This window comes from Thalassospira sp. MIT1004 (assembly GCF_001858545.1).
In the GTDB taxonomy this organism is placed as follows: domain Bacteria; phylum Pseudomonadota; class Alphaproteobacteria; order Rhodospirillales; family Thalassospiraceae; genus Thalassospira; species Thalassospira xiamenensis.
Window position 1 is genome coordinate 1 of record NZ_MCAO01000007.1, and the last position, 25,646, is coordinate 25,646.

The 25,646-nt window shown below is 56.0% G+C and carries 22 protein-coding genes; 11 read left to right on the forward strand and 11 right to left on the reverse strand.

All coding sequences use genetic code 11. From position 1 onward, the window contains the following. Nucleotides 1-192: 192 nt before the first annotated feature. Nucleotides 193-1,515: an NAD(P)/FAD-dependent oxidoreductase gene (locus BC440_RS03555; RefSeq protein WP_247643523.1), complete on the forward strand. Its 1,323-nt coding sequence runs from the start codon at nt 193-195 to the stop codon at nt 1,513-1,515. Between the two features lie 38 nt (nt 1,516-1,553). On the opposite strand, the gene BC440_RS03560 is transcribed toward BC440_RS03555, so the two are convergent. Further along, entirely contained in the window at nt 1,554-2,255 is a 702-nt protein-coding gene (locus tag BC440_RS03560; protein ID WP_071239524.1) for an NAD(P)H-dependent oxidoreductase, read from the reverse strand. 140 nt (nt 2,256-2,395) lie between these two features. Between BC440_RS03560 and gcvA the strand changes: the two genes are divergently transcribed. Together gcvA and otnI are read left to right on the forward strand one after the other, a co-directional pair. After that, a complete protein-coding gene (gene gcvA, locus BC440_RS03565; protein ID WP_071239525.1) occupies nt 2,396-3,286 on the forward strand; it encodes a transcriptional regulator GcvA in 891 nt (296 codons plus the stop codon). A gap of 96 nt (nt 3,287-3,382) precedes the next feature. Beyond that, nucleotides 3,383-4,168: a 2-oxo-tetronate isomerase gene (gene otnI, locus BC440_RS03570; protein WP_071239526.1), complete on the forward strand. Its 786-nt coding sequence runs from the start codon at nt 3,383-3,385 to the stop codon at nt 4,166-4,168. 6 nt (nt 4,169-4,174) lie between these two features. Here the strand turns inward: otnI and BC440_RS03575 are convergent, their stop codons facing one another. Together BC440_RS03575 and BC440_RS03580 are read right to left on the reverse strand one after the other, a co-directional pair. After that, a complete protein-coding gene (locus BC440_RS03575; RefSeq protein ID WP_071239527.1) occupies nt 4,175-5,437 on the reverse strand; it encodes a glycerate kinase in 1,263 nt (420 codons plus the stop codon). A 61-nt stretch (nt 5,438-5,498) separates the two neighbouring features. After that, nucleotides 5,499-6,248 (reverse strand): FadR/GntR family transcriptional regulator, encoded by a 750-nt coding sequence (locus BC440_RS03580; RefSeq protein WP_071239528.1) that lies wholly within the window; start codon nt 6,246-6,248, stop codon nt 5,499-5,501. A gap of 239 nt (nt 6,249-6,487) precedes the next feature. Here BC440_RS03580 and BC440_RS03585 point away from each other — a divergent pair, with 239 nt between their 5' ends. The 7 genes from BC440_RS03585 (at nt 6,488) to BC440_RS03620 (ending at nt 13,819) form a co-directional block, all read left to right on the forward strand. After that, nucleotides 6,488-7,288: an N-formylglutamate amidohydrolase gene (locus BC440_RS03585; protein WP_037990879.1), complete on the forward strand. Its 801-nt coding sequence runs from the start codon at nt 6,488-6,490 to the stop codon at nt 7,286-7,288. A 1-nt stretch (nt 7,289) separates the two neighbouring features. Next, entirely contained in the window at nt 7,290-8,459 is a 1,170-nt protein-coding gene (locus BC440_RS03590) for a carboxylate-amine ligase (RefSeq protein ID WP_071239529.1), read from the forward strand. A gap of 125 nt (nt 8,460-8,584) precedes the next feature. Beyond that, nucleotides 8,585-8,830 carry a DUF2312 domain-containing protein gene (locus tag BC440_RS03595; protein WP_007090950.1) on the forward strand — a complete coding sequence of 82 codons (246 nt, stop codon included), beginning with the start codon at nt 8,585-8,587 and terminating at the stop codon, nt 8,828-8,830. Between the two features lie 28 nt (nt 8,831-8,858). Beyond that, nucleotides 8,859-9,359 (forward strand): MmcB family DNA repair protein, encoded by a 501-nt coding sequence (locus BC440_RS03600; RefSeq protein WP_247643524.1) that lies wholly within the window; start codon nt 8,859-8,861, stop codon nt 9,357-9,359. 673 nt (nt 9,360-10,032) lie between these two features. Beyond that, a complete protein-coding gene (locus tag BC440_RS03610; protein WP_071239531.1) occupies nt 10,033-11,733 on the forward strand; it encodes a methyl-accepting chemotaxis protein in 1,701 nt (566 codons plus the stop codon). Nucleotides 11,734-11,781: 48 nt separating this feature from the next. Beyond that, on the forward strand, nt 11,782-12,246 hold the full coding sequence (locus BC440_RS03615) for a cache domain-containing protein (RefSeq protein WP_071239532.1): 465 nt from the start codon (nt 11,782-11,784) through the stop codon (nt 12,244-12,246). 382 nt (nt 12,247-12,628) lie between these two features. Next, nucleotides 12,629-13,819 carry a patatin-like phospholipase family protein gene (locus tag BC440_RS03620; protein WP_007090955.1) on the forward strand — a complete coding sequence of 397 codons (1,191 nt, stop codon included), beginning with the start codon at nt 12,629-12,631 and terminating at the stop codon, nt 13,817-13,819. A gap of 66 nt (nt 13,820-13,885) precedes the next feature. On the opposite strand, the gene BC440_RS03625 is transcribed toward BC440_RS03620, so the two are convergent. Next, complete coding sequence (locus BC440_RS03625; RefSeq protein WP_071239533.1) at nt 13,886-17,368, reverse strand: indolepyruvate ferredoxin oxidoreductase family protein; 3,483 nt, start codon at nt 17,366-17,368, stop codon at nt 13,886-13,888. Nucleotides 17,369-17,788: 420 nt separating this feature from the next. Between BC440_RS03625 and BC440_RS03630 the strand changes: the two genes are divergently transcribed. Then, entirely contained in the window at nt 17,789-18,229 is a 441-nt protein-coding gene (locus tag BC440_RS03630) for a VOC family protein (protein WP_071239534.1), read from the forward strand. 55 nt (nt 18,230-18,284) lie between these two features. On the opposite strand, the gene BC440_RS03635 is transcribed toward BC440_RS03630, so the two are convergent. The 7 genes from BC440_RS03635 to BC440_RS03665 all read right to left on the reverse strand — a co-directional run bounded on the left by BC440_RS03635 (nt 18,285) and on the right by BC440_RS03665 (nt 25,617). Continuing rightward, nucleotides 18,285-19,469 (reverse strand): benzoate/H(+) symporter BenE family transporter, encoded by a 1,185-nt coding sequence (locus BC440_RS03635; RefSeq protein WP_071239535.1) that lies wholly within the window; start codon nt 19,467-19,469, stop codon nt 18,285-18,287. A gap of 102 nt (nt 19,470-19,571) precedes the next feature. After that, on the reverse strand, nt 19,572-20,534 hold the full coding sequence (locus BC440_RS03640) for a hypothetical protein (RefSeq protein ID WP_071239536.1): 963 nt from the start codon (nt 20,532-20,534) through the stop codon (nt 19,572-19,574). Nucleotides 20,535-20,712: 178 nt separating this feature from the next. After that, nucleotides 20,713-20,931 (reverse strand): hypothetical protein, encoded by a 219-nt coding sequence (locus BC440_RS03645; RefSeq protein ID WP_071239537.1) that lies wholly within the window; start codon nt 20,929-20,931, stop codon nt 20,713-20,715. 35 nt (nt 20,932-20,966) lie between these two features. Continuing rightward, entirely contained in the window at nt 20,967-22,130 is a 1,164-nt protein-coding gene (locus tag BC440_RS03650; RefSeq protein ID WP_071239538.1) for a peptidoglycan -binding protein, read from the reverse strand. A gap of 4 nt (nt 22,131-22,134) precedes the next feature. Further along, the gene (locus BC440_RS03655) at nt 22,135-23,319 is read right to left on the reverse strand and encodes a hypothetical protein (protein WP_007092447.1); all 1,185 of its coding nucleotides are present in this window, start codon (nt 23,317-23,319) and stop codon (nt 22,135-22,137) included. Nucleotides 23,320-23,331: 12 nt separating this feature from the next. After that, complete coding sequence (locus tag BC440_RS03660) at nt 23,332-24,543, reverse strand: OmpA family protein (protein ID WP_071239539.1); 1,212 nt, start codon at nt 24,541-24,543, stop codon at nt 23,332-23,334. Nucleotides 24,544-24,807: 264 nt separating this feature from the next. Then, on the reverse strand, nt 24,808-25,617 hold the full coding sequence (locus BC440_RS03665) for an inositol monophosphatase family protein (RefSeq protein WP_210766344.1): 810 nt from the start codon (nt 25,615-25,617) through the stop codon (nt 24,808-24,810). Nucleotides 25,618-25,646 lie beyond the last annotated feature (29 nt).

A 25,646-nucleotide genomic window follows, 5' to 3' on the forward strand; every position in this document is an offset into this window, starting at 1 on the left:
CTTTTGGGGCTTGGGGGGCTTGGGGCGGATGAATGTAAAATCTTATAATCGGAACGCATCAGCTTGTCGTGCGTTCCGGTAAGAGGACAAAAATGTCCATCCAATTGTTGTTTTTGAATAACTTGCAATAATCGTGGTTTGTGCGTAGCTAGAGCCGGGGTCGGACAAATGCGATACAGGAGCATGACCGGCATGGCGGACAGAAAGCGGGTGGTAATCGTTGGCGCAGGTTTCGGCGGCATGAGTGCCGCCAGGAAACTTGCGGGCAAGGATGATGTTGACGTTGTCCTGATCGACAAACGCAATCATCATCTGTTTCAGCCGCTGCTTTATCAGGTGGCGACGGCCGACCTGTCACCGGCCGAAATCGCCTGGCCGATCCGCAGTATTTTCAGCCGCTATCCCAATGTTTCCGTCTTCATGGGCGAGGTCACCGGGCTTGATTTGCCAGGCAAGCGGATCATCGCGGGGGATCGCGACCTTTCGTACGATTATCTGGTGATTGCGACCGGGGCGGTGACATCCTATTTCGGGAATGATCACTGGGCGATGGTGGCACCCGGCCTTAAAAACATTACCGAGGCGACCGATATCCGCAAAAGCCTGCTTCTGGCGTTTGAGCGCGCGGAAAACAGCGAGGATGCGGAAGAACGGCGTCGGTTGCTGAACTTTGTTGTGGTTGGCGGCGGGCCGACCGGGGTTGAGATGGCCGGGGCGATTGCCGAGCTTGCCAAGCAGGCATTGTCCCATGATTTCCGCCGGATTGACCCGCGTGATGCACGCATCATCCTTGCGGAAGGTGGCCCCAGATTGCTGGGCGCATTCCCGGAAGATCTATCGGAATATACCCGAAAATCCCTTGAAAAAATCGGGGTCGAGGTCCGGGTCAATCAGCAGGTTTCAGACATTACCGCGATGGGTGCGCAGATCGGCGATGAATTCATTCCGAGCGCCAATGTGATCTGGGGTGCGGGTGTCCGGGTTGATCATCTGGCCGACTGGACCGGGCGGGAATGTGATCGGGGTGGCCGGGTGATGGTCAATACCGATCTGTCGGTGCCGGGATATGAGGATGTTTTTGTCATCGGTGATGCTGCGCATGTGCCGTGGCGCGATGGCATGACGGTGCCGGGGATTGCGCCAGCAGCCAAGCAGCAGGGCAAGTATGTTGGCGGGCGTATTCTTGATCATATGGCAAGCCGTGAAACACCGCCATTCGCCTATCGTCATGCCGGAAATCTTGCGACGATTGGCCGTCACCGGGCGGTGATTGACCTGAACGGGTTCAAGCTGCGCGGCTGGCTGGCGTGGTGGTTCTGGGGGCTTGCGCATATCTATTTCCTGATTGGTTTGCGCGCGCCCGCCCTTGTGATGGTGCAGTGGGTGTGGAGTTATCTGTTTCGTAAAAAGGGTGCGCGCCTGATCACCGGATTGATGGCGGGAGAGGTATCGGAACAAATAAGTCCAGCGCAAAAACCGGCACAAAAAACGGCAAAAACACCACCGGGAGAATGAGGGGCGTTCGTCCCCCGGTGATGGTGCCGTCATGTTGTTCAGGCCGTCATGGCGATATCGGAAACCTGCGTATGACGTGCCTGCAATTCCACGACGATATCGGTAACCTTTGCCTCGGCATCGGCGATGGATTTTTGGGTGCGTTCATCGCCGAATTCGTCATATTCGATGGCGGCACTATGTTGATCGGTGATGCCGATATATTCCAGCGGGGCAAAGACGCCGCCTTCGACATGGTTAAGATGGGCGACACGTCCGCCCGGATCATATCCGAAATCGCCGCGCGAGGATAAAACCACCAGTGATTTGCCACCGGTCAGCATCGGCCAGTAGGGGACGCCATCACGCGACCGGTCAAAGCCGAAGGTGACGCCGACGCGGACGATATTTTCGATCCATGCCTTCATCTGGGCAGGCATGCCGAAATTATACATCGGCACCCCGGCAACAATCACATCGGCACGCAGCAATTCGGCAAGCAGTTCGTCGCTTTCGGCCAGTGCCTGATGCATCCAGTCTTCGCGCTGATCGGGTTTGGTGAAGGCGGCGTGAACCCAGTCACCGGTTACCGGGCTGGGCGGATTGGCGCCGACATCGCGATAGATGATTTCGTCATCCGGGCGGGTGGCGCGCCATTGTTCGATGAATTTGGCGGTAAGGCGGCGGGAGTGGGAGCCGTGGGCGCGGGTGTCGGATCGGCCGGGGCGGGCGCTGCTGTCGATATGAAGGATGGTTGTCATGGGGCACCTTTGATCGTTAATGATGATCTGTGATAATCTGTGTTCATCTGTTTCGATTTGCGTTGCCCCATATTTGACTTGGATACAGGTTTTGATCAAAATCGAATATCTCAGCCAATAGATGAATTGAGTTCATCCATATGCCCTTACCCCCGCTTGCGACGCTGCGTGCTTTTGAGGCCGCCGCCCGACACCTTAGTTTCAAGCGGGCGGCGTCCGAACTTGCCGTGACGCCAACCGCGATCAGCCATCAGGTGCGATTGCTTGAAGAAACGCTTGGTGTGCGGTTGTTCGATCGCAAGCCAAGGCAGGTGACACTGACCGCCGCCGGGCAGGAACTTTATCCGACGTTGCGCGACGGCTTTGCCGGTTTTGCCGTGGCGATTGACCGGGTCAAGGCGCGCAAACCCCAACGCGGGCTGACGGTATCGGTGCTGGCATCGTTTGCCGCCAAATGGCTGTTGCCGCGCCTTGGCGGTTTTCAGACAGCACATCCCGATATTCATTTGCGGCTGCATACATCGGCTGAGACGGTTGACCTTCATTCGGGGATGGCCGATGCGGCGGTGCGATATGGCAGGGGGCCATTTCCGGGGATGGTGGTGCAAACCCTGTTTGCCGACCGGTTCGCGCCGGTTTGCAGCCCGATGTTAAACATCCGACAGCCCAACGACCTGCGCGGGCAGACCTTTTTGCATCTGGAATGGTTGCGCCCGGACGAGGCAACGCCGACCTGGGCGCGGTGGTGCAAGCGGGCCGGGTTGGATGATGTCGATTTATCAAGCGGGCTTAGTTTCAGTGACGATACCCATGCCATTCAGGCCGCGATTGCGGGGCAGGGTGTTGTTCTGGCCAGTTCGGAAATGGTGCGCTCGGAAATCGCCGCAGGGCTTCTGGTGCAGCCATTCGGCCCGGTGATGGAAGGGCATCATTATCACCTGATCCATACCGGCAGGAGTGCGAACATCAAGGAAATCGAGGCATTCGGTGCGTGGCTGGCGGACGAAATTGCCAAAGATGGTGCCGTGTGATGAAGGTGTCCGGGGTGCCGTCCTGCTTTGGCATTGACGCGGCGGCGGCGATGCGAAACCATGATATTCCGAAATCATCCCCCAAGCAGGTGCCCGATGCCCCGTTTTAGTGCCAATCTTTCATTCCTGTTTGCCGATCTGCCGTTTGAAAAACGGTTTGCCGCGGCGGCGGCGGCCGGGTTTGGCGGGGTGGAATATGTCGGCGCCTATGACATGCCGATGGCCAGTGTCAAATCGTTGCTGAGCGATAATGGCCTTGAACAGGTTTTGTTCAACATGCCGACCGGCGATTGGGAAAAGGGTGAACGCGGGCTTGCCTGCCGACCGGGGCGCGAAGATGCGTTTCGCGATTCCGTGGTCAAGGCGCTTGATTACGCAGCCGCGACCGGATGCAGGATGGTGCATTGCATGGCGGGTGTGATGGGCAAGGGCGAAGATGCCGGGGAACTGGCGCGGCTTTATTGCGACAATCTGCTTTATGCCGCCGATCTGGCCGAGCAGGCCGGGGTCAAAATCCTGATCGAGCCGATCAATCCGGTCGATATGCCGGGTTATCTGCTTAATTCGGTCGAACAGGCCGCCGTGATCCTTGATCAGCTTGATCATCCCCATCTGGCGCTGCAATTCGATATTTATCATGCGCAAATTGTCGGCGGGAATATTGCCGCGCGTCTGGACAGGCATCTGGACAAAACCGCCCATATCCAGATTGCCGGTGTGCCGGGCCGCCGTGAACCCGATAGTGGCGAGCTTAATTATCCGTTCCTGTTCTATATGCTGGATCGGGTCGGGTATGACGGCTGGATCGGCTGCGAATACAAGCCGCATGGCGATACTGTGGCGGGGCTGGAGTGGATCCGCCCGTGGATGCCGAAATCCTGATCGGGGTTATTCGATCAGGATGGCGCGGAAGTCGTTTACGTTGGTCAGCGTCGGGCCGGTGATCAGGAGATCGTCGATTTTGGCAAATGCGCTATAGGCGTCGTTATTGGCCAGATATTCCCGCAGATCGACGCCTGCCGAAATCGCCTTTTGCCAGCTTGTCGGGTCGATGATCGCACCGGCGTTATCTTCGCTGCCGTCAATACCATCGGTATCGATGGCAAGCGCGCTGAACCCTTCGTGATCGCGGAACTGGATCAGGAGGGAGAGCAGAAATTCGCTGTTGCGGCCACCACGCCCCCCCTTGGCGCGGACCGTGACGGTTGTTTCACCGCCCGAGAGCAGCACGCAGGGTCTGGCGGCGGGTTGGCCGTGATTGGCGACCTGATGGGCGATCCCGGCATGGACGATGGCGACCTCGCGGGCTTCGCCTTCGATGGCGTCCCCCAGAATGACCGGATTGATGCCAAGGTCGCGGGCGACCTTTGCTGCGGCCTCCAGACTATCCTGCGGGCGTGACAGCATGATCACTTCATGCCCGTCAAAGCATTTGTCGCCCGGTTTGACGGTTTCATGGATGTCGTTGTTTAAAAGTTCGGTCGCGGCAAGCGGGATTTCGATCCGGTAACGGCGGATGATATCAAGCGCGTCCTGCCCGGTTGTCGGATCGGCAACCGTGGGGCCCGATGCAATGATCGCCGGATCGTCGCCCGGCACATCGGACACCAGATAGGTCACCATGCGTGCGGGGGCACAGGCGGCGGCCAGCCTGCCGCCCTTGATCGCCGACAGATGTTTGCGCACACAGTTCATTTCGGAAATGGTTGCACCACTATGAAGCAATGCCTTGCTGATGGCCTGTTTGTCTTCGAGTGTCAGACCCGGACCGGGCAGGGCCAGCAGGGCCGATCCGCCGCCCGAAATCATGCAGACCACCAGATCATCGGGACCAGCGGATTTGACGATATCAAGAATACGCTGGGCGGCCTTTTGCCCGGCGGCATCGGGGACCGGGTGGGAGGCTTCGACAATTTCGATTTTCTCGCACGGGACGGCATGACCATAGCGGGTGACGACCAGACCGGTCATATCGCCATCCCATGCATTTTCAAACGCCTGCGCCATATTGGCAGATGCCTTGCCCGCACCGATGACGATGGTTTTGCCCTTGGGCTTTGTCGGCAGGTTGCGCGGAATCTGGACCGCAGGATCGGCGGCCTTTAGGGCGGCATCCATCAACTGCAAAAGCGTGTCGCGCGATGTCGTCATGTCTGGTTTCCCTGATTGGTCGTATTTTTATCGTTCTTGTAATTGTCTTTGTATTTGCGGCTCAGTTCGGTTTGTTCACTGCGGCCAGTTTGAAATATTCGATGACCGCCTGTAAATGTTCGGACATGGCTTTTTCCGAGGCGTCCGGGTCACGGGCGGCGATGGCTTCGACAATCGCATAATGATGTTCCTGCACCATCCGGTCAAAGGACGGGCCGGAAAGATTGTTAAAGCGGATTTCGGTCAGGGCGGCCTGCAGAACATCGTGAAGCATTTTCATGACGTGGTAATAGATGATTGATCCGCTGGCGCGGCCGATCATCATATGCAGGCGATGGTCATCATCAGCACGGTATTTTGGCGCGCGACGCGGGTCGTGGGCCTGTCGGTAGGCGATGCGCAGAAGTTCGATATCCTCGTCACTGGCATTGATGGCGGCCCGCCGTGCGGCCCATGTTTCCAGCGTGCAGCGGATTTCCTGCAGGTCGCGCAGGTTATTGAGCGAATCCCGGACAAGGTCGGTCATCGCGGTGTCCATTTCGACCCCGGTGGATGACAGGACTTCGGTGCCGCCGCCCTGAACCGCGCGCAGGTAACCACGGGTTTTAAGCTTTTGCAGGGCGGCACGGACCGAAACGCGGCTGACTTTCATGTCTTCGGCAAGCTGGCGTTCACCCGGCAGGCGATCACCGGGCAGGAACATGCCCGCAGTGATCATGTCGAGAAGCTTGTCGGCAACCTGATCGGCAATCCTTTTGGGCCGGCTGGCATCAACCGTGTCGGAAGATTGTGCAGGTTTGACAGGCGGCATGTTTTGAACACTCCAGCAGCGACCGAGACCAGCCGACAATGCGTTTCGTTTTATTGGTCATACCACTTTACGGGATGTTTGGCGTTGCTGCAAAGTGTCCGTTGAACTGTTGTAAAGTGGGCGTGCGGGCGCGCTTGTCAGTCCTGCAATAAATTGATAGTTCAACGGGGTCCGATTGCCGGTCCGTGCCGGTTCCGGACCCGAAAATTTCAAGCTGCCCCAATTTCAGGAGAATTCGCGTGAGCCACCATACCGGGTCGCTGCTGGGCCATGATGATCCCGCACCGTTTGAGGTTTTGAACGAGAACGGCAAGGGGCATTCGCTTTTTGTCTGTGACCATGCGTCGCGCGAAATCCCCAAAAGCCTTGGTACGCTGGGCCTGCCGGAAGAAGAACGCAAACGCCATATCGGTTGGGATATCGGGGCGCGCAAGGTGACCGAAATTCTGGTGGAGCGGTTTGATTGCCCGGCGGTTCTGGGCGGTTATTCGCGGCTGGTGATTGATTGCAACCGGCAGCTTTGGGACCCGACCGGGATGCCCGAAATCGCCGATCAGACCGTCGTGCCGGGAAACAAAAACGTTTCCCCGACGGAGCATATGAAACGCATCCGCGAGATTTTCCTGCCCTATCACGGGGCCATCGAAGAACGGATTGCCAATTTCCATGCCCATAAAATCGTCCCGGCCCTGATCGCCATTCATAGCTTTACCCCGGTTTTCCAAGGGTTTGAACGCCCGTGGGAAATCGGCATTCTTTGGGATCGCGATGATCGTATTCCCGTGCCGTTGCTGGCGAAATTGCGCGAACAGAATCCCGATTTGACGATTGGCGATAACGAACCCTATTCCGGGCAGCATATGGCCGATTACACCATCGATCATCACGGCGAAGCGGGCGGGTTGCCCTGTGTGTCGATTGAAATCCGCCAGGATCTGATTGATACTGATGCGGGATGTGAAAAATGGGCCAAAATCCTTGGCGATGCGTTTGTCGACATCCTGGCCGACCCGAACCTTTATAAAATCAGGAGAGACTGATTTGGCGGTGTCCCATTCGCGCGAACCGGGCTTTTCCATCGGGATCGAGGAAGAATTCTGGCTGGTGGACCGCGAAAGTCGCGATCTGGCGACGGACCCGGCAGCGGGGTTTCTGAAAGATTGCAAGAATGCGCTGGGCGATCAGGTTTCAAGCGAATTCATGCGCTGCCAGGTCGAAACCGGCACCAAGGTTTGCAACAGTGCCAGCGAGGCGCGTGACCAGCTAACGCATATGCGCAGCACGGTTGCCGATATAGCCGCGCGCTATGATATGGCGTTGCTGGCGGCATCGACCCATCCGTTTGCGCAATGGGACAGCCAGAAACACACCGAGGGCGAGCGGTATAGCACGATTGCGCGTGACCTGCGCACGGTTGTCGACCGGCTTCTGATTTGCGGGATGCATGTGCATGTCGGGATCGAGGATGACGATCTGCGGATCGAACTGATGGCGCAGGCGAGCTATTTTCTGCCGCATCTTCTGGCGCTGACGACCAGTTCGCCATTCTGGCGCGGGCGGGATACCGGGCTTCAGACCTTCCGGCTGTCGGTGTTTGATAATTTGCCGCGTACCGGGTTGCCTGAAGTGTTCGGATCGTGGGCGGAATATCGTCGCCATGTCGATATGCTGATCCAGGCAGGGGTGATCGAAGATGGCACCAAGCTTTGGTGGGATTTGAGGCCCAGTGACCGTTGGCCGACGCTTGAAATGCGGATTGCCGATGTTTGCACCGATCTGGAAGATGCGGTCTGTGTCGCATCGATCACGCGATGCCTGATGCGGATGCTGTATCGTTTGCGGCGCAATAACCAGCGGTGGCGGATTTATTCGAACATGCTGGTGCGTGAAAACCGCTGGCGGGCGTGCCGGTATGGCAGTGACGCCGGGGATAAGACCGGGCTGATCGATTTTGGCCGGGCAGAGATTGTGCCCTATGCCGATCTGCTGGAAGAAATCATCGAACTGATCCGCCCGGATGCGGAGCATTTCGGCTGTGTCGCGGAAGTCGAACATGCGCGCACCATTATCAAACGCGGCACAAGCGCACGCCGCCAGCGCGAGATTTATACCGATGCGGTGGAAAAGGGTGCCAGCCCGCGCGATGCGTTGCTTGCGGTGGCCGATCACCTGATCATGCATACGGTGCCCGGCGAAAAATCGGCAGTTTGAAAGCCGTCTGAAATTTGCCGGGCGAACGGGTCTTGTCATGGCAAAGCGCATTGAGTATCGTCGCGCCGCATTAAAATTCAGCGCACCGGTTTCCGCTGCGCAAACATGATCGGAGAATATCAGGAATGACCGAAGTCGGTGGAATCGCAGCCGATCAGCTTGCGAGCTATGTCGAACGCATCGAACGCCTTGAAGAAGAAAAAGCCAACCTGATGGCTGATATCAAGGAAGTTTACGGTGAAGCCAAGGCGCTTGGTTATGACGTGAAAATCCTGCGCCAGATCATCCGTCTGCGCAAAATGGAAGACCACGAACGCACTGAACAGGAAGAAATCCTTGAGGTTTACAAACGTGCGCTTGGCATGAGCTGATCAGCTTTGTCAGGAGTGTCGCGCCAAGTTGCAAAGCCCGCTTTCGAGCGGGCTTTGGTTTTTGTATCCTGTGGCGATGAATGACCGGACCCGCCCCAAAATCACCAATGAAGTCACAGAAGGCGTTTGCCGTCTTTTGTATCATCATCGCATGGCCTGCCTGACCGAGATCAGGCTTGGTAACGGGCGCAGGCTTGATGTGCTGGCCCTTGGGGAAAAGGGTGATCTTTGGGCGGTTGAGGTCAAATCATCAATCGAGGATTTTCGCGTTGATCAGAAGTGGGAAAGCTATCTTGATTATTGCGACCGGTTTTTCTTTGCCGTGCCGATGGAATTTCCGCGCGACCTGATCCCGGTTGATGTCGGATTGATCGTTGCCGACAGGTTTGAAGCAGCCATTGTGCGCGCGGCACCTGAGCCGGACCGGAAACTGTCAGCAGCGCGCAGAAAGAAATTACTGATTTCATTCGGAAGGACGGCAGCAGGCCGGATGACTCCGGAAGCGGATAGTGAAATCTTTGTTCTGTAAGTTATGGAAAACTAAATTAGAGAATAGTATAAATCTGTGAATGTATAAGTCTTTGCTATGTAATACTTATACGATACCCCGATAGGAAACGGATACCTTAGGGTAGTATTTCTTGTCTCATTTTTGAACTAATATCCTAACAAACATGTCACTTGGTTGCGCTAGTGGTCGCTGACTACACTCTGCCGCGCGGTCAGGTGATAGAAGAAAATATCCCTGGAAACGATCAAGATCGGTTCATGCCGCGGAAACCTGTATGACGGGGTGCATTTTTGCGCGCCTGTCGGATCGTGGGGGTACGATGGCGGGGATGGGACGTGCTGCGAGAGCGGCTGCAAGCTTTGGGCTTGTATCGGGGGACGGCATCGGGACGCGGGGGCGTTGCATCCGATATGCCGATCCGAACTTTATCCGGTGCGGGACTGCGCATCTGCTTGTGGCTATCCAAGTCCGGCATGTCATCAGATTTTCAATAAAAACAAACAATCGGCATTTGCCGCGCACGCATTTCGCATCTGGTGGAATGGGGCCGGCGAATGATCGTTGTGTCGCCAATGAGCTGGTTAAGGGACATCGCAAAAACAAGGGTGACGCCATAGTCACCGTCTTCCGGGAAACTGTTGGGGCAGTTGCCTGATATCCTTGTAGTTACAATTGGTTAGAACGTTACAGAATGAAAACTTTCGTCAATCTGAATATCGGTACCAAGTTGGCGGTTCTGCCGCTGATCGGGGTTATCGCCATTGCCATTGTGGGCGTCATCGGGGGACGCGCGATTGTATCACTTAGCAACGGTCTGGAATTTGCCGTTTCGGAGGCCTATCCGGAGGTCCGCGACATCAGCAATATCGACCGCAATGTCACAAAGGTTCATCAGACGGTCTATCGTCTGCTGTCATGGTCGGCGGCAGGCGTTGACGAAGACCGCATGAGCAGCGTGAATGCGGAATTGCAGTCGCAGATTACGGCGGCCCGCGATGCCTTTACCCAGATGCTGGGTGATCGAAACATGCAGGGGCCGGAACGCGAAATCGCGGAAGGCGCGGCCAAGCTTTACGAAGGTTACCTTGCCAAGATCGACCAGGTTCTGGGGATGCTTGATATCGAGTATACCGGGGCGCTGAGTTTTTCGTGGTCGGCACAGTCGGATTACGAAAGCCTGATGGCGACATTGGCCGAGCTTCGTGAAACGGCGGAAAACCGCATGGATGTTGCCAGTTCGGATGCGATGGCAGCCGGCATGACAGCCCAGAACCAGACAATCATTGCATCGGTTGTTGCCGTCCTTGCGATGGTGTTGATCAGTTTTGCCATCACGCGCGTGATCGGGGTGCCGGTCAAACGGTTGACGGCGGTGATGCGCGAACTTGCCGATGGAAGGGCCGATATCGATGTGCCCTTTACCGGGCGGACCGATGAAATGGGCAGCATGGCAGGGGCGGTTGAAGTGTTCCGCCAGAATGCGCAAAGCCTTCAGGAAGCCGAGCGCAAACGCATAGAGGACGAAGCCAAGGCGGCCGAGGAAAAACGCCGGATCATGCAGGAACTTGCCGCTGAGATCGAAACATCGGTCAAGGGTACGGCAACCGCAGTCAGTGCCGCGATCGAGGAAATCGGCGCATCGGCCAGTGCAATGTTGACCAATGCGGAACGCACCGATCAGCAAAGCGAGAACGCGTTTGATGCGTCGGGCAAATCAAGCCGCAATATGGGCGAGATTTCCGAAGCGGCAAACAGCCTTGCCGCCGCCATTTCCCAGATCAGCAACGAAATCCAGGAAAGCAGCCGACGCGCACAGGCCGCAAGCGAGCAGGCACTGGATGCAGATGCCAAAATCCGCAAGCTTGAAGAAGCCAGTGTCCGGATCGAGGATGTGGCGGCACTGATTGGCAATATTGCCGAACAGACCAACCTTCTGGCCCTTAACGCGACGATTGAATCAGCCCGTGCCGGGGATGCCGGAAAGGGCTTTGCCGTTGTCGCCAACGAGGTCAAGAACCTTGCCAGCCAGACGGCACGGTCGACCGAGGAAATCGCATCCGAAATCGCCAATGTTCGCACGGAAACCGTTCTTGCGGTAGAGGCGATCCAGACGATTGTTGCCAGTGTCAATGACGTCAACGGTATCCTCAAAGCCATTGCCGATGCGGTGCTGGAGCAGGGGACGGCCACCGGCCAGATCAGTAACAGCATTTCCGAGGCCGCCGGTTACGCCGAAACCGTTTCGGGCGGGATTGGCGATGTGCGTGAAATTGCCCGTGCCACCCGCGAGTCCGCGGATTCTGTCGGGCAGGCAACCGGCGAGCTTGGCCGTCAGATGACCGGTTTGAGTTCATCTGTGGACGGGCTTGTTGCCCGTTTGCGGGCGGTCTGATCCATTTTCCATTTTTCTTCCAACAGGTTCATCAAAGGGGATTACCTGATGACAACACTTATGCGTCTTTTTGTTTCTGCCGTGACCGCACTTTGCCTGACCACCGGCCTTGCACAGGCCCAGGACAAGGCGGCAACCGCACAGGAACTGGTCGACAAGGCCATCGCACTTTACGATCAGGTCGGACAGGACCAGTCCTTTAGCGCGTTCAATGACAAGGACGGCGAATATGTTTTTGACGAATATTATGTGATTGTCGCCGACGGCGAAAAGGGCACGTTCCTGACGCATGCGATCAATCCGAAGCTGATCAATAATCCGAAAATCTGGGATCTTCAGGATGTGAACAGCAATTTCATCATTCGCGACATGGTGGAAACCGGCAAGACGAACCCGGATGGCGGCTGGTCCAACTATACCTGGACCCACCCGGAAACCAAGAAACTTGCCGAAAAGAAAACCTGGGTAAAACCCCATGACGGCAAAATCTTTATGGTCGGTTATTACGAATAACGGGTTGCCGAATCGTGGAATTACAGAAGGTCGCCCAAGTGGCGGCCTTCTTTATTTATGAGATTGGCGATCATGGAAGTATATTTCTGCCTGTGACGACCGTCACATCAATAGTGAAATAAAAGTTACGAAGCATTTTACTGGTATAGTCATTTGCGATTTCACACTATTCGATGGTCTATATTTGTTCCAAACTTTCATAAGATTGATGTCGAATGGTAAATTATCTTAAATATTGAATAGGTTATAATCGTTCTTAGCTTCATAGGCTCGCGCAAGACGGGCCGATATCTCCTGGGTGGAAGCGCTGGCAACTGCGGCGTTATTCCAACGCAGCGTTCGGGTGTTCAGCCGTTTAACGGCAAATGAGTGGGAGATAGCTGTGAGAAAAGTCAAACGGGCAATCTTTTTGTCCGGCGGTGGACCTGCTGTCGGGCTCAGTATCGGGGTTCTGAAACGACTTCAGCAGGAACCCGATATCACGTTCGATATCTGGTCGTCTGCCTGCATCGGTGCGTGGTTATCTGTGGCCTGGCATCAGGCGGACGAGGGACAGGAACTTGATCAGACGATCGGGTTTTTCCGCAAGATATTCCGTCCGGCAAGCGTCTATGACCGCTTTCCGATTGCATCGGCCTTTGCGCCGGATTTCTTTTCCGATTTCGCCAACCGGCTTTCCTATTTCTTTAACCCGGACAGCTATCAGGGGCTGATCGTCCCCGAGGCGATGGCCGAAGCCGCCGAGCATGTCCGCCATTTCATGGGCAATCCGAAATACTGGACGCCCCATAACCTTAACGATGTGCTGTTGAACGGTATTCTGGCGGTCAATCCGCTGTCGCGCTTTATGGTGGGCGCGATGTACCAGACCAAAACCAAGGGATTGGCGAAAATCTATTCGCCAGACAGCATGTTCCTGGATCGGCTTGATTTCGACCGGCTGTATCAGCCCGATAAACCAGCACTTTTCCATAATGCCTATAACCTGACACAACAGCGGCTGGAACTGTTTACCAACAAGCCCGATCATTACAATCTGCCGCAGATGAATGCGCAGACGCTTTGTGCCTGTTCGGCCCTGCCGTTTATCGAGGAACCGGTTGAAATAAACGGCGATACCTATTGCGAGGGGGCGACGGTTGATACGGTCAATTTCTTTGATTTCCTGCATCATCATCCTGATGTCGAGGAAGTCTGGGTCAGCCGTATTCTGGACCTTAAGCAGGTGCGTCAGCCGGAAAATCTTTATGACGCGCTGAATAACCTGATCATGCTGTTTGCCGCATCGGCAAGCGAGGATGCGGTCAAGGCGTTCAAGCGTGAAGTCGCCGAAAGCGGGCGGAAGATCGACATCATCGAAATCCCGGTTTCACCCCATATCAATTATGACTGGACGTGGGAGAACCTTGATCGCGGGATTGATGACGGTTATCAGGCGACCGATGACATGATCGCCAGTTACCGCAGCCGACAGCTTCGCGAGCATCCGGTGCGTGATCTGCGCCGTCGTGCGGCACGGGTTCTGCCCGATCTGCATTTCCCGTTTGGTGGGCCACGGCCAAGATTGGCGTAAGTAACATCATCAAACAAAGGGGCCGCTGATCTGATCATGCGGCCCCTTTGATTTTGGAAGGCAGGGTTATTCGGCGGCTTTCAGATGTTCCGGCGGGTTGCGGAACTGTTCAAGCAGTTCGGCCTTGCGGGTTTTGACCTTGTCGATATTGCGATCCTTGATATGGCCGTAACCACGGATCTGTTCGGGCAGGGCCAGAAGGGCGTTGGCAATGCGGGCATTGTCATGGTTAAGACCGTTGATGACCTCCTCCACCAGTGCCTCGTAATCGGCAATCAATTGACGTTCCATTTTGCGTTCATGGGTACGACCGAACGGGTCGATTGCCGTGCCGCGCAGGAATTTGAATTTGGCAAGAATGCCAAAGGCGCTCATCATACAGGGGCCGAAGGCCTGCTTTTTCAGATGGCCGGTCTCCGGGTCCTTGTCGGCGAAGGCCGGTGGGGCGAGATGGAAACGTATTTTGTAATCGCCGGTGAAGTTTTTGGCGAGTTTGGCCCTGAAAGCCGGATCGGTATAAAGGCGGGCGACTTCATATTCGTCCTTATAGGCGAGCAGTTTGAAGTAATATTTCGCCACCGTCCGGGCGAGATCATCGCCATCATCAAGGCGTTTTTCAGCCGCCGCAACCCTGTCGACCAGTGCGACAAACCGGTTGGCATAGGCCGCGTTCTGATAATCGGTAAGGAAGGCTTTGCGTTTGGCGACAATTTCCGAAAGCGTGGTGGCAATCGGATGTGCTTCGGCCTCGTTCGGGCCGATGACATCAAGCACGCGTTTCGGATCATGGGCAAACAGGCGGCCCCAATAGAAGGACTGCTTGTTCATATCAATCGCGACACCGTTCAGATCAATCGCCTGCATCAGGGCTTCTTCGGTGATCGGGATCAGGCCGCGCTGCCATGCGACACCCAGCATGAACAGGTTGGTCGCAATCGAATTGCCCATCAGGCGGGTGGCGATATCGCTGCCTTCGACGAAGTTCACCGCATCGGCACCACATGCATCGGAAATGACCTTCATATGCTCGTTCGATTTCAACTGGAAATCGGGGTTGCGGGTGAAGGCACCGGTGACGGTTTCGTGGGTGTTGATGACCGCCTGGGTAAAGTTGCGGCGCATCTTGGCAAGGCCTTCGAAGCTTGCCGCGACCAGAAGATCACAGCCCAGCACCACATTGGCCTCGCCCGCCGGAATGCGGGCGGCATGGAGTTTGTCCTGCGTATCGGCAAAGCGGATATGGCTTACGACGGCACCGCCTTTTTGCGCCAGTCCCGCCATATCAAGGCCGACAATGCCCTTGCCCTCGATATGGGCGGCCATGCCAAGCAACGCCCCGATGGTGACGACACCCGTGCCGCCAACACCGGTAATCAGAACCGACCACGGTTCGGTGATATCGGGCAGGGCCGGGCGCGGCAGGCTGGCGAAAACAGCATCGCCCGCATTGCCGCTTTTGGCGGCGGCTTCGGGTTTGCGCAGCGATCCGCCTTCGATGGTGACGAAGCTTGGGCAGAAGCCATTCAGGCAGGAGAAATCCTTGTTACAGGCCGATTGGTCAATGGCGCGTTTGCGGCCAAATTCGGTTTCGACCGGCACAACGGCCAAGCAGTTGGATTTTTCACCGCAATCGCCACAACCCTCGCAAACCAGATCATTGATGAAGACCCGTTTGGGCGGATCGACCATCAGTTTGCGTTTGCGGCGGCGGCGTTTTTCGGCCGCACAGGTCTGATCAAAGATCAGGATGGTCACACCTTCGATTTCACGCAGTTCTTTCTGGGTATTGTCCAGTTCGTCGCGGTGGCGGATATCAACACCGTCGGCGAAATGCGATGCGACCGGATATTTATCGGGTTCATCGGACAGGACGATGATGCGTTTCACGCCTTCATCGGCCATCTGGCGGGTGATTTGCGGCACGGTCAGCGGGCCGTCAACCGGTTGTCCGCCGGTCATGGCGACCGCATCGTTAAACAGGATTTTATAGGTGATGTTGACACCGGCCGCGACGGCGGCGCGCACCGCAAGCGACCCGGAATGGTAATAGGTGCCGTCACCGAGATTCTGGAAAACGTGCTTTGTGTTGGTAAACGGGGCCTGCCCGATCCAGGTGACACCTTCGCCGCCCATATGGGTAAAGGTTTCGGTCGAACGGTCCATCCAGTTGACCATGTAATGGCACCCGATCCCGGCCATGGCGCGGCTGCCTTCGGGGACCTTGGTGGAGCTGTTATGCGGGCAACCCGGGCAGAACCACGGAATGCGCGCGACATCCGGGCGCGGTTCGGCGATTTCGCGTTCTTTCTGTTCCAGCCAGTCGATGCGTTCGTGGATTTTCGGACTGTCATAGAAACGTTTGATGCGCTGTGCGAGGACAACCGCGATGCGCGCCGGGGTCAGTTCATCCATCGAGGGCAGAATCCATTCGCCCTTTTCATCGAATTTGCCGATCACGGTCGGGCGGACATCTTCGCGCCAGTTATAAAGCTGTTCCTTGACCTGATTTTCCATCACCGCGCGTTTTTCTTCGACGACGATGATTTCCTCAAGCCCCATGGCAAATTCGCGCACATCGTCGCGGTTGAGCGGCCAGCTCATGCCGACTTTCAGCACACGAATGCCGATTTTTGCGGCATCGGCTTCGGATATGCCAAGGTCATCGAATGCCTGCATGACATCAAGATAGGCCTTGCCGGTGGTGATGATGCCAAGCCGTGCATTCGGGCTGTCGATGACGGTTTTGTTCAGCTTGTTGGCGCGCGCATAGGCAAGGGCGGCATAGAGTTTATATTTCATCAGGCGGTGTTCCTGATCCTTTGGCGTGTCGGGCCAACGGATATGGAGCCCGCCTTCGGGCATGTCGAAATTATCAGGAATGATCGGTGTGATGCGATCGGGCGCAACATCGACCGCCGCCGAACTTTCAACCGTTTCGGCGATGGTTTTCATGGCGACCCAGCAGCCGGAATAGCGGCTCATGGCCCAGCCATGGATCCCGAAATCAAGGATATCCTGCACCCCCGACGGGTTCAGAACCGGGATTTGCGCATCGATAAAGGCATATTCGGTCTGATGGGGCAGGGTGGATGATTTGCAGGAATGGTCATCACCGGCCAGAACCAGAACACCGCCATGTTTGGAGGTACCGGCATAGTTGGCGTGTTTGAAAACATCGCCCGACCGGTCAACACCCGGCCCCTTGCCGTACCACATGCCAAAGACGCCATCATATTTGGCGTCCTTGTACATATTGACCTGCTGGCTGCCCCAGACGACGGTGGCGGCAAGGTCTTCGTTCACACCGGCCTGAAATTCGATCTGCTGTCGGGTCAGGAATTTTTTGGCGCGCCAAAGCTGTTGATCAAGGCCGCCCAGCGGTGATCCGCGATAACCGGAAATGCATCCGGCAGTGTTCAGGCCTGCGCGCGCGTCAAGCTGGCGCTGCATCAGGGGCAATCGAACCAACGCCTGGATACCGGTCAAATAGACCCGGCCTTCTTCAAGCGTATATTTGTCATCAAGGCTAATTGCCGCCAATTGTGCCATGACCAGTCTCCCTCGGGATCTCTCTCTGATTGCGGGGTCGTGTGGGCCAGTTGCGCTGCTTTTATTGATATAAGTTTACGCGCAGCGTTTTGGTATGGCCCGTAAAATTCTCTTTGCTGTCATTGGCGTTCCGGCTTTGGCGTTTGGACGGGACGGATCGCTGTCTGACAGGATAATGGTAATGAATGCTGACCTTTTTTCAAATCAACTCGCATTGCAATGTGCAAAACGCCTGATTGCACTGGTTGACGTTGGGTCAACTTGATATTTACTTATTCCGGTACCGATTTGCGCGCAATTTTATTGCGGGTGTGCTGCGGTGCGAAATTGCCGATGTGATCGAGTCCATGCTCGGCAATCTGAAAATGGGGTGTTAGTCTCGTGTCGGGTTTTGGGTGCTTCTTTGAGCAGGAGCATGAAATGGAACAGCGTGTATCGCTGATTACGCTTGGCGTGGCCGACCTTGACCGCTCGCGGCGGTTTTATGAAGACGGGCTTGGTTGGAAAGTCACGCAGATGGTCGAGGGACAGGTGGTTTTCTATCAACTGTCCAACGGGCTTGCCCTTGGCCTGTTTGGCCGGGAAGACCTGATCAAGGATGGGCTGTTTGATGATGATACAGGTGCCCGTTTTGCCGGTTTGACGATTGCCTATAACGCACGTGACGAGGCAGAGGTCGATGCGGTGATGGCAGAGGCGAAAAAAGCCGGTGCGGTCATTCAGAAACCGGCGGAAAAGGTGTTCTGGGGCGGGTATTCGGGATATTTCCGCGATCCCGACGGCCATGCCTGGGAAGTGGCGTATAACCCGTTCTGGGAACTGGATGCCAAGGGTAATCTGACGATCCCGAAGCCGGATTGATTTTAACTGCGGCACTAAAAAAGGCCCTGCCGGTTATCCGCAGGGCCTTTTGTATTTAACTGGCTTTATCTTTGCGCAGATGGGTCAGGAAATAGATCAGCCCACCGGCCAGCAATCCCCAGAACGCCCCGGCAACCCCGAAAAAGGATAGACCGGCGGCGGTGACAAGGAAGGTTACGGCGGCGGCTTCGCGGGCGTCATCATCCTTGAACGCGGCAACCACAGACCCGGAAAACGCCCCGATCAGGGCGAGGCCTGCGACCGCTTCGATCAGGATCGAGGGGGCGAGACTGACAAAGGCGGTGACAAGCCCGGCCAGCAATCCGAACAGGATGTAAAACACCCCGCCAAAGGCCGCCGCCCAATACCGTTTTTTCGGATCTGGATGGGCGTCTTCGCCCGCACACAGGGCGGCGATGATCGCGGCAAGGTTGACGGCGTGCCCGCCAAAGGGGGCGGCCAGCAACGAGAAAAAGCCGGTGGTGGCAAAAAGCGGACCGGGCGGGGTATCGTAGTTATTGGCGCGCAAAACTGCCGTGCCGGGAATGTTTTGTGATGCCATGGTGACGATAAACAAAGGCAGGGCAATGCCGACCAGACCGGCCAATGTGAATTCCGGTATGACGAATTCGACCGGCGGCACGATGGCACCGCCAAGACTGCCAAGCGTATTTTCGGGGAAGTCCACGCCGACCACCATGACAATGATGAAGGCCAGCAAGGCGGCAGGCACGGCAAACAGGCGATTGATCCGCCCGACCACCAGCCAGGCAATGACAATCGGCAGGCCCAGAAGCGGATTGAACGCAACCGCCTTGATCGGTGCCAGACACAGGCCCAGCAAAACACCGGCCAGCATGGCATTGGCAAGCGGGGCGGGAATGGCGGCAACCGCACGGCCCAACGGCTTCCAGATGCCGCAGATGATGATCAGAACTGCGCAGATGATAAATGCCCCGACGGCCACGGCAAAACCACCGTCGATCGCGCCCGATGTTGCCAGCAATGCCGCACCGGGGGTGGACCATGCGATGCTGATCGGCATGCGGGTGCGCAGTGACAGATAGATCGAACACAGCCCCATCGCGACCGATAGCGCCATCAGGCCCGATGCTGCCTGATCGGGCGTTGCACCAACGGCACCAAGCCCCTGAAGGACGACGGCAAAGGAACTGGCCGATCCGACAAAGGCGGCAAGAATGCCCATGAACAGATTTTGGGGCGAGATATCGCGCAGCATGGAATTCTGTCGACCTTAACTTGTTGATGTCTTGCTAGGCAGGCGAGTGAAAAGACCTGTTACCACAAATATCGAATGGTTAAAGAGTGAACTTGATAGTGACTAAGCAGTATCTGCGAGCTTGAAGGTGATCTTGCGTTTGTTTTGATCATAACCTTCGCCTGTAATTGGCTGATCGGTTTTGCCGTTCCAGATTCCCTTAGCAGTAAGGCCGTTTTCGCAACTGAACTGCCAAGTTCCAGTAAGGCGCGAACTTTTGGCTGTTACCGCTGTACCGGTACAGGATGTTTTCTGTTCGGCAACGTCGAAATCGAAATTGTACTGTGCTGCTCCTTTGCGTGTAACGCTTCCAGTCAAGGAGTTGGAAATACCCTCCCACTGAGCGTCAAAAACTTCTGGTTCGGAGCGAACCGTCTCACTACCCTTCGGAGCAGGTGCTTTAAGTGTGCCGATTGACTGATATGTAATCCTAAGCTGCTGCTTTTCTGCTTCGGTAATAAGGCCGATACGTTGGGCAATTTCTTTTGGTGGCGCGATAATTCTGCTGCAACTGCCAAATCGAATGACCGCATCTGCGTAGCCGCGATCGTTGTCATAAGACGTACCAATCTTCAGACGTTTAGCAAATTCTCCGACCGAACATTTTCCTGTTGTCGCAATCCAGCCTTTTATGCGTGGAGATATCTGATCAATTTTTACGTAGCTGCTTTCCGGGATGTAAAAGTTGTTTGCCAGTTTCCGGAATTGAGACTGATCAAGCATCCTGTCTTCAGTAGAGAATGAGAACCATGCAGTATTGACAAATTCGATAGAGAAAAAGGTTCCGCGACCCTTTGTATAGACCTCTTCGATATATCCGCGACCGTTATCGCGCTCAAAAGATTCCGTTAGGTAAGCAACAGATGGTTCAAGAAACAAAAACGTATTGAAACGGCTTTCCGATGGTTGGATGCCCCCGCTGGGAGACAAGCTGAGTGATCGACCGCCAGCGTCGGTTAAGCCATGATCCGACGCACAGCTAGCAAGTGATAGAAGAAACCCTGCAGCGATAACATGCTTAAACAAGAAATGTTCCTTTTTCTAAAGTAGGATTAACAAGAGTATTGCAAAAATCATGCAATGATTTCCACTTTAAATAGTGCTTGAAAAGAAAAACCCGCAGGCGAATGCCTGCGGGTTTTTCTTTTTGGATTGATTGGCTTGGTTGATATCTAATTACCGTAAATTGGGCGAAAAATACCCGTTACAGCATATCGCGTTTGGTGTGCTGATTTGCCACCTCGTGGGTGCCGATCTGTTTGGCTTGATGACGGGCAAGGATGTCTTTGGCGCGGTTTTCCTTTGTTTCGTCGGGTGTCTGTACCCACAGCAGCAAACCACCATGATCCAGTTCGTCCTGCAATTCGCCGGAATATTTTTTCTCGGTCCAGTGAAATGCGCCAGAAAAGACAACGGCACCCACTAGGGGTGCCGTTGGTGATCTTTATGGTGCCGGTCTTACCGTTCGGTGATCTTGAATTCGATACGGCGGTTGCGGCGATAGGCGATTTCGTCGTCGCGGTTATCAAGCGGCTGATATTCGCCAAAGCCCGCAGCAACCAACCGGTTTGGCGGCACACCGCGTTCGATCAGGAATTTGACCACCGAAATGGCACGCGCCGCCGACAGCTCCCAGTTTGACGCGAATTTCAGGTTACGGATCGGTACTTTATCCGTGTGACCATCAACGCGCATGACCCAATCGATATCGTCGGGGATTTCGGCCGAAATGGTTTTCAGGGTATCGCCAAGCTTTGCCAGCTGTTCCTGACCGTCTTCGCCAAGATCGGCGGAGCCGGATGTGAACAGGACTTCGGACTGGAAGACAAAGCGGTCACCCACCACGCGGATATCCTGACGGTCGCCCAGAACTTCGCGCAGGCGGCCAAAGAATTCCGAACGATAACGCTGCAATTCGGCGACCTTGGTGGCGAGGGCGGCATTCAGGCGCTGCCCGAGATTGACAATCTGGGCCTGGGCGTCTTCGTTCTCGCGCTCGGACGCTTCGAGGGCGGCTTCGATGCGGGCAAGCTGCTGACGCAGGGCCAGCATCTGCTGGTTCAGGGCGGCGACCTGTGCCTGTGCCTCGGTGCTGAGCTTTTTCTCGTCTTCGAGTTCGGCGGCGCGCGAGGCCAGCAGGGCGGAAAGCTCTTCGATGCGGGTTTCCTGATCGGCAAGCTGTTCGTCGGCTTTTTCGCGTGCGGTGCTGAGCTCGGCCTCTTTTTCCTCAAGATTGACAAGCGCTGCCAGAAGTTTCTTTTCCATCTCGTCCGCAGACAGTTCGGCGGCGGAAAGCTGGCTTGCGAGGGCGGCGGCACGGTCACGCAAATCGTCGCGCTGGTCGCTGGTGTTGGAAAGCTCGGTCGTGAGCTGTGTCAGTTCGAGTTCCATGCGCTGATTGTTGGTGCGTTCGAGCGACAAAAGATTGGTTAGCTCGTTCACCTGTGCGGTCAGGTCATTCAATGCCTGATCACGTCCCGAAAGGGCAGCACCCAGATAGACCTGGGCGACGACGAAAATCATCAGCAGGAAAATGATCACCATCAACAGCGTGGCCAAGGCATCAACAAAGCCAGGCCAGGTGTTGACGTCGCGATTTCGGCGGCGTGACAACCCGGTCATGCGATCAGCCCTCCTCGGCGATCGCGGCGATGGTGCGGGCCAGAAGCTTGATCTCGCTTCTGATTTCCTGGGTCGATTGCTGACGGCCCATGGTCAGTTCCTCGCCAACGCGGGCAAGGGTGTTATCGAGGGAACGGATATGGGCGCGTGTGTTGTCATCGATGCCGAAGCTGCCGATTTTCATGGAATCGGAAAGCTGATCAAGCACGGGTTTCAGATGCATCTGGTTTTCCGCCAGCTTGACCATAAGCTGCTGTTCGGCCTTCATCTGATCGGTCAGGGTCGAAAGTTTGTCGGCCAGATCGATCAGGGTGTTATGTGACTTGATCTGTGAGCTTTCGGACCGCTGGATCGAGTTTTGCAACCCTTCCATATTGTCCGCCATCTGTTCGATCAGGGCCGAAAGATAGGCCGGAACCGACTGTTCCCCGTCCGACACCGGACCGCCGGAAGACAGGCGGGTAAAGCCCGAAAGCCATTCTTCAAGTTCGTTAAAGAAGCGGTTCTGGGCCTGACCAGCCTGCATGTCGATCAGTCCAAGGGCGAGCGAACCGGCCAGACCGAACAGGGATGACGAGAACGCCGTTCCCATGCCGCCAAGCGGCTCGGCAAGGCCCTGTTTCAGTTCGTTGAACCACAGATCGATATTCTGGCCCGAACCAACATTGACATCACCGATCACATTGGCAACCGAGTTGACGGTCTGAAGCAGGCCCCAGAAGGTGCCAAGCAGGCCAAGGAAGACCAGAAGGCCAACCACATAGCGTGACAGTTCGCGGCTTTCATCCAGACGCGAACGGATCGAGTCCAGAATGGTGCGGGTCGCCATGGTCGAAAGTTGCGGACGGTCGCGGCGCTGTTCGGCCATCATGCGAGCCATCGGCAGCAACAGTTTCGGCGGGACCTGAGACGTCAGACCCGGACGGTTGCGACGGAAATCTTCGATCCAGGTGACTTCGGCCGACAGGCCCGCAACCATGCGGAAGGTATAGATCACACCGACAACAAACACGCCAAGGATCAGTCCGTTCAGAACGGCGTTGGCCATGAACGCATCGGAAAGTGCCGGAAACAGCAAGGCACCGACGGCGGCGATGATGGCGATGAAAATCCCCATCCGCGTCAGGTAGCTTCCCGGTTTGGTCACGACAGGAAGGGTTGCCATGCCGTTGGCCGAATTATTGCTCATGACGGATCAATCCTAGCGTTGAACGGTTTTGATATCGACACGATCAGCCGGACCGGACGGCACATTGGCGCCCAGCGCACGGACATCGATGCGCGTGGACCGCACACCTTTGTCGATCAGGTAGGAACGGACCTGCAGGGCACGCGAAAGCGACAGACGGCGTGCCTTGCTGGCGTTGTTGGAATCACCTTCGGCATAGGCCTGAAGCTGGATACGCATGTTTTCATCGCTGCCCATGTTCTTGACGATGCTGTCAAGCTGGGCGCGGGCGGCGTTGTTCAGCTCGAAACTGCCGGAACCGAAGGCAAGGCTGTATTCACCGGCACCAGATGGTGCGGATGCAACCGGGTCCTTGGCCGCAGGCGGAACAGCCGCGGTTTCCGCAGCCGGTTTCGGTGCAGGTGCAGGAGGCGTGGACGGTTCATTACTTGAACGCTGTTCCAGCATTTCCTGCGGAGAGGTTGTGGTGTCAGGTGCCGGGCTTGGGGCCTCTGGCACGTTTGATTTGTTCGGTACAACCGGCACAGGTGCGGGTGGCGGTGGTGCCGGTTTGGTTTCCTCGGCCGGAAGCGGCGGGGCTTTGGGTGGTTCGACCTCGGCCGGTTTGGTTTCGACTTTCGGGGCTGGTTCGGCCTTGGGGGCCTCGGCCATTTCCGCAACTGGCGCGGGGGCCGGTTTTGGGGCCGGGGTCGGTTTGCTTAGCGGGACCGGTGAGCTGCCAGACTGTGCGGCGGCCGGGCTGGCCGGTTTGGCGCGCGGTGCAGCGGTGGGTTCGGGCCGGTTAAGGGCGATCACCTGATTTGCACCATCATCGTAGGATGGGCTGGTGGTGACACCGGGGACGCCATAAAACTGCGACTGGGTCGGGATATCGTTGCTGCCCGAACCGTCGATGACAACGGTTTCAAATCCGTCGCCATAGGTCGCGCCACCGACATTCTGCGCAAAGCGGTCGGCGGCAAGGAATTCTGAATGCGGGCGGGTTTCAGGATAGATCAGGTCGCTGCCGGCAATCGAAATATGGTCACGCGGAACCGAGGGTGAAAGATAGTTCGGTACGGTCGGTTGTCCGCCAAACCCGTCGGCAACATCCCAGTTTACCTGTACGTTGCTGTCAACGGATACGGGGGTGTATTGCTGTGCGGATGCGCCGCCACTGACAACCACGTTACCGCCCAGTGCGGCCATGAATGCCAGCACCGAAATCTTGGAATACCCCATCATCAAATCGCAGGCCCCTTGTTACCCTGTGTTTGAACACGTTTTTTTATAACGCACAGTTTTGTGTCGATCTTTTGGCACATCGTTTTGTTTGGTGTGCCACCCCGGTCTGCTCACGCGGATAAATCCATGATCAGACGGCAAGTACCATAGCTTAGAGCTTGATGATGAACAACCGCTTTGACCGGCACATGCATGTGAATGCAAAAAGGGCATCCGTGCCAAAGCAGGGATGCCCTTTCAAAAAACGGTAATAAAAGCTGATACTTACTCGGTAACGGCTTTTTTAAGCGTCTTGGCCAGCACGGGCTGGATATAGTCGTTGGCGGCAACGACGCTGCCGGTGCCAAGCATGTTGGTGCCACCTTTGGCATCGCGGACATAGCCGCCTGCTTCGGTGATCATCAGAAGGCCTGCGGCGATATCCCACGCGTTAAGATGAGATTCCCAGTAACCGTCAAAGCGACCGGCGGCAACATAGGCCAGATCAAGCGATGCAGCACCCATACGACGCACACCGGCACAACGATCCATGACAGAATGCAGCTGCTTTTCAAACGCGGCATGATCGCCATGTCCGATATGCGGAACGCCACATGCCAGAACGCATTCATTCAGGCGACGGCGGCCCGAAACACGCAGGCGACGGTTATCAAGATAGGCACCAACGCCTTTTTCGGCCCAGAAGAATTCATCCTTGGCGACATCGTAAATGATGCCAGCGATGATTTCTTCACCCTTTTGCAGGGCCACGGAAATCGCAAAATGCGGAATGCCGTGCAGGAAGTTGGTGGTGCCATCAAGCGGATCGATGATCCAGCGGTGCTCCGGATCGGAGCCCTTGATTTCGCCGCCTTCTTCCATAAGGAAACCATAGCCCGGACGCGCACGTTCGAGTTCTTCGCGCAGGCGTTTTTCGGCACGATGATCGGCCGCAGAGACGAAATCCGCCGGGCCCTTCATCGATACCTGAAGGTTTTCGACTTCACCGAAGTCGCGTTTAAGTCCATAGGCCGCCTTTTCGACGGCCTTGAACATGACATTGATATTTGCTGAACGACGGGCGGCGCCACGCACGGCTCATCTCCCGGTGTTTGAAAGTAAAA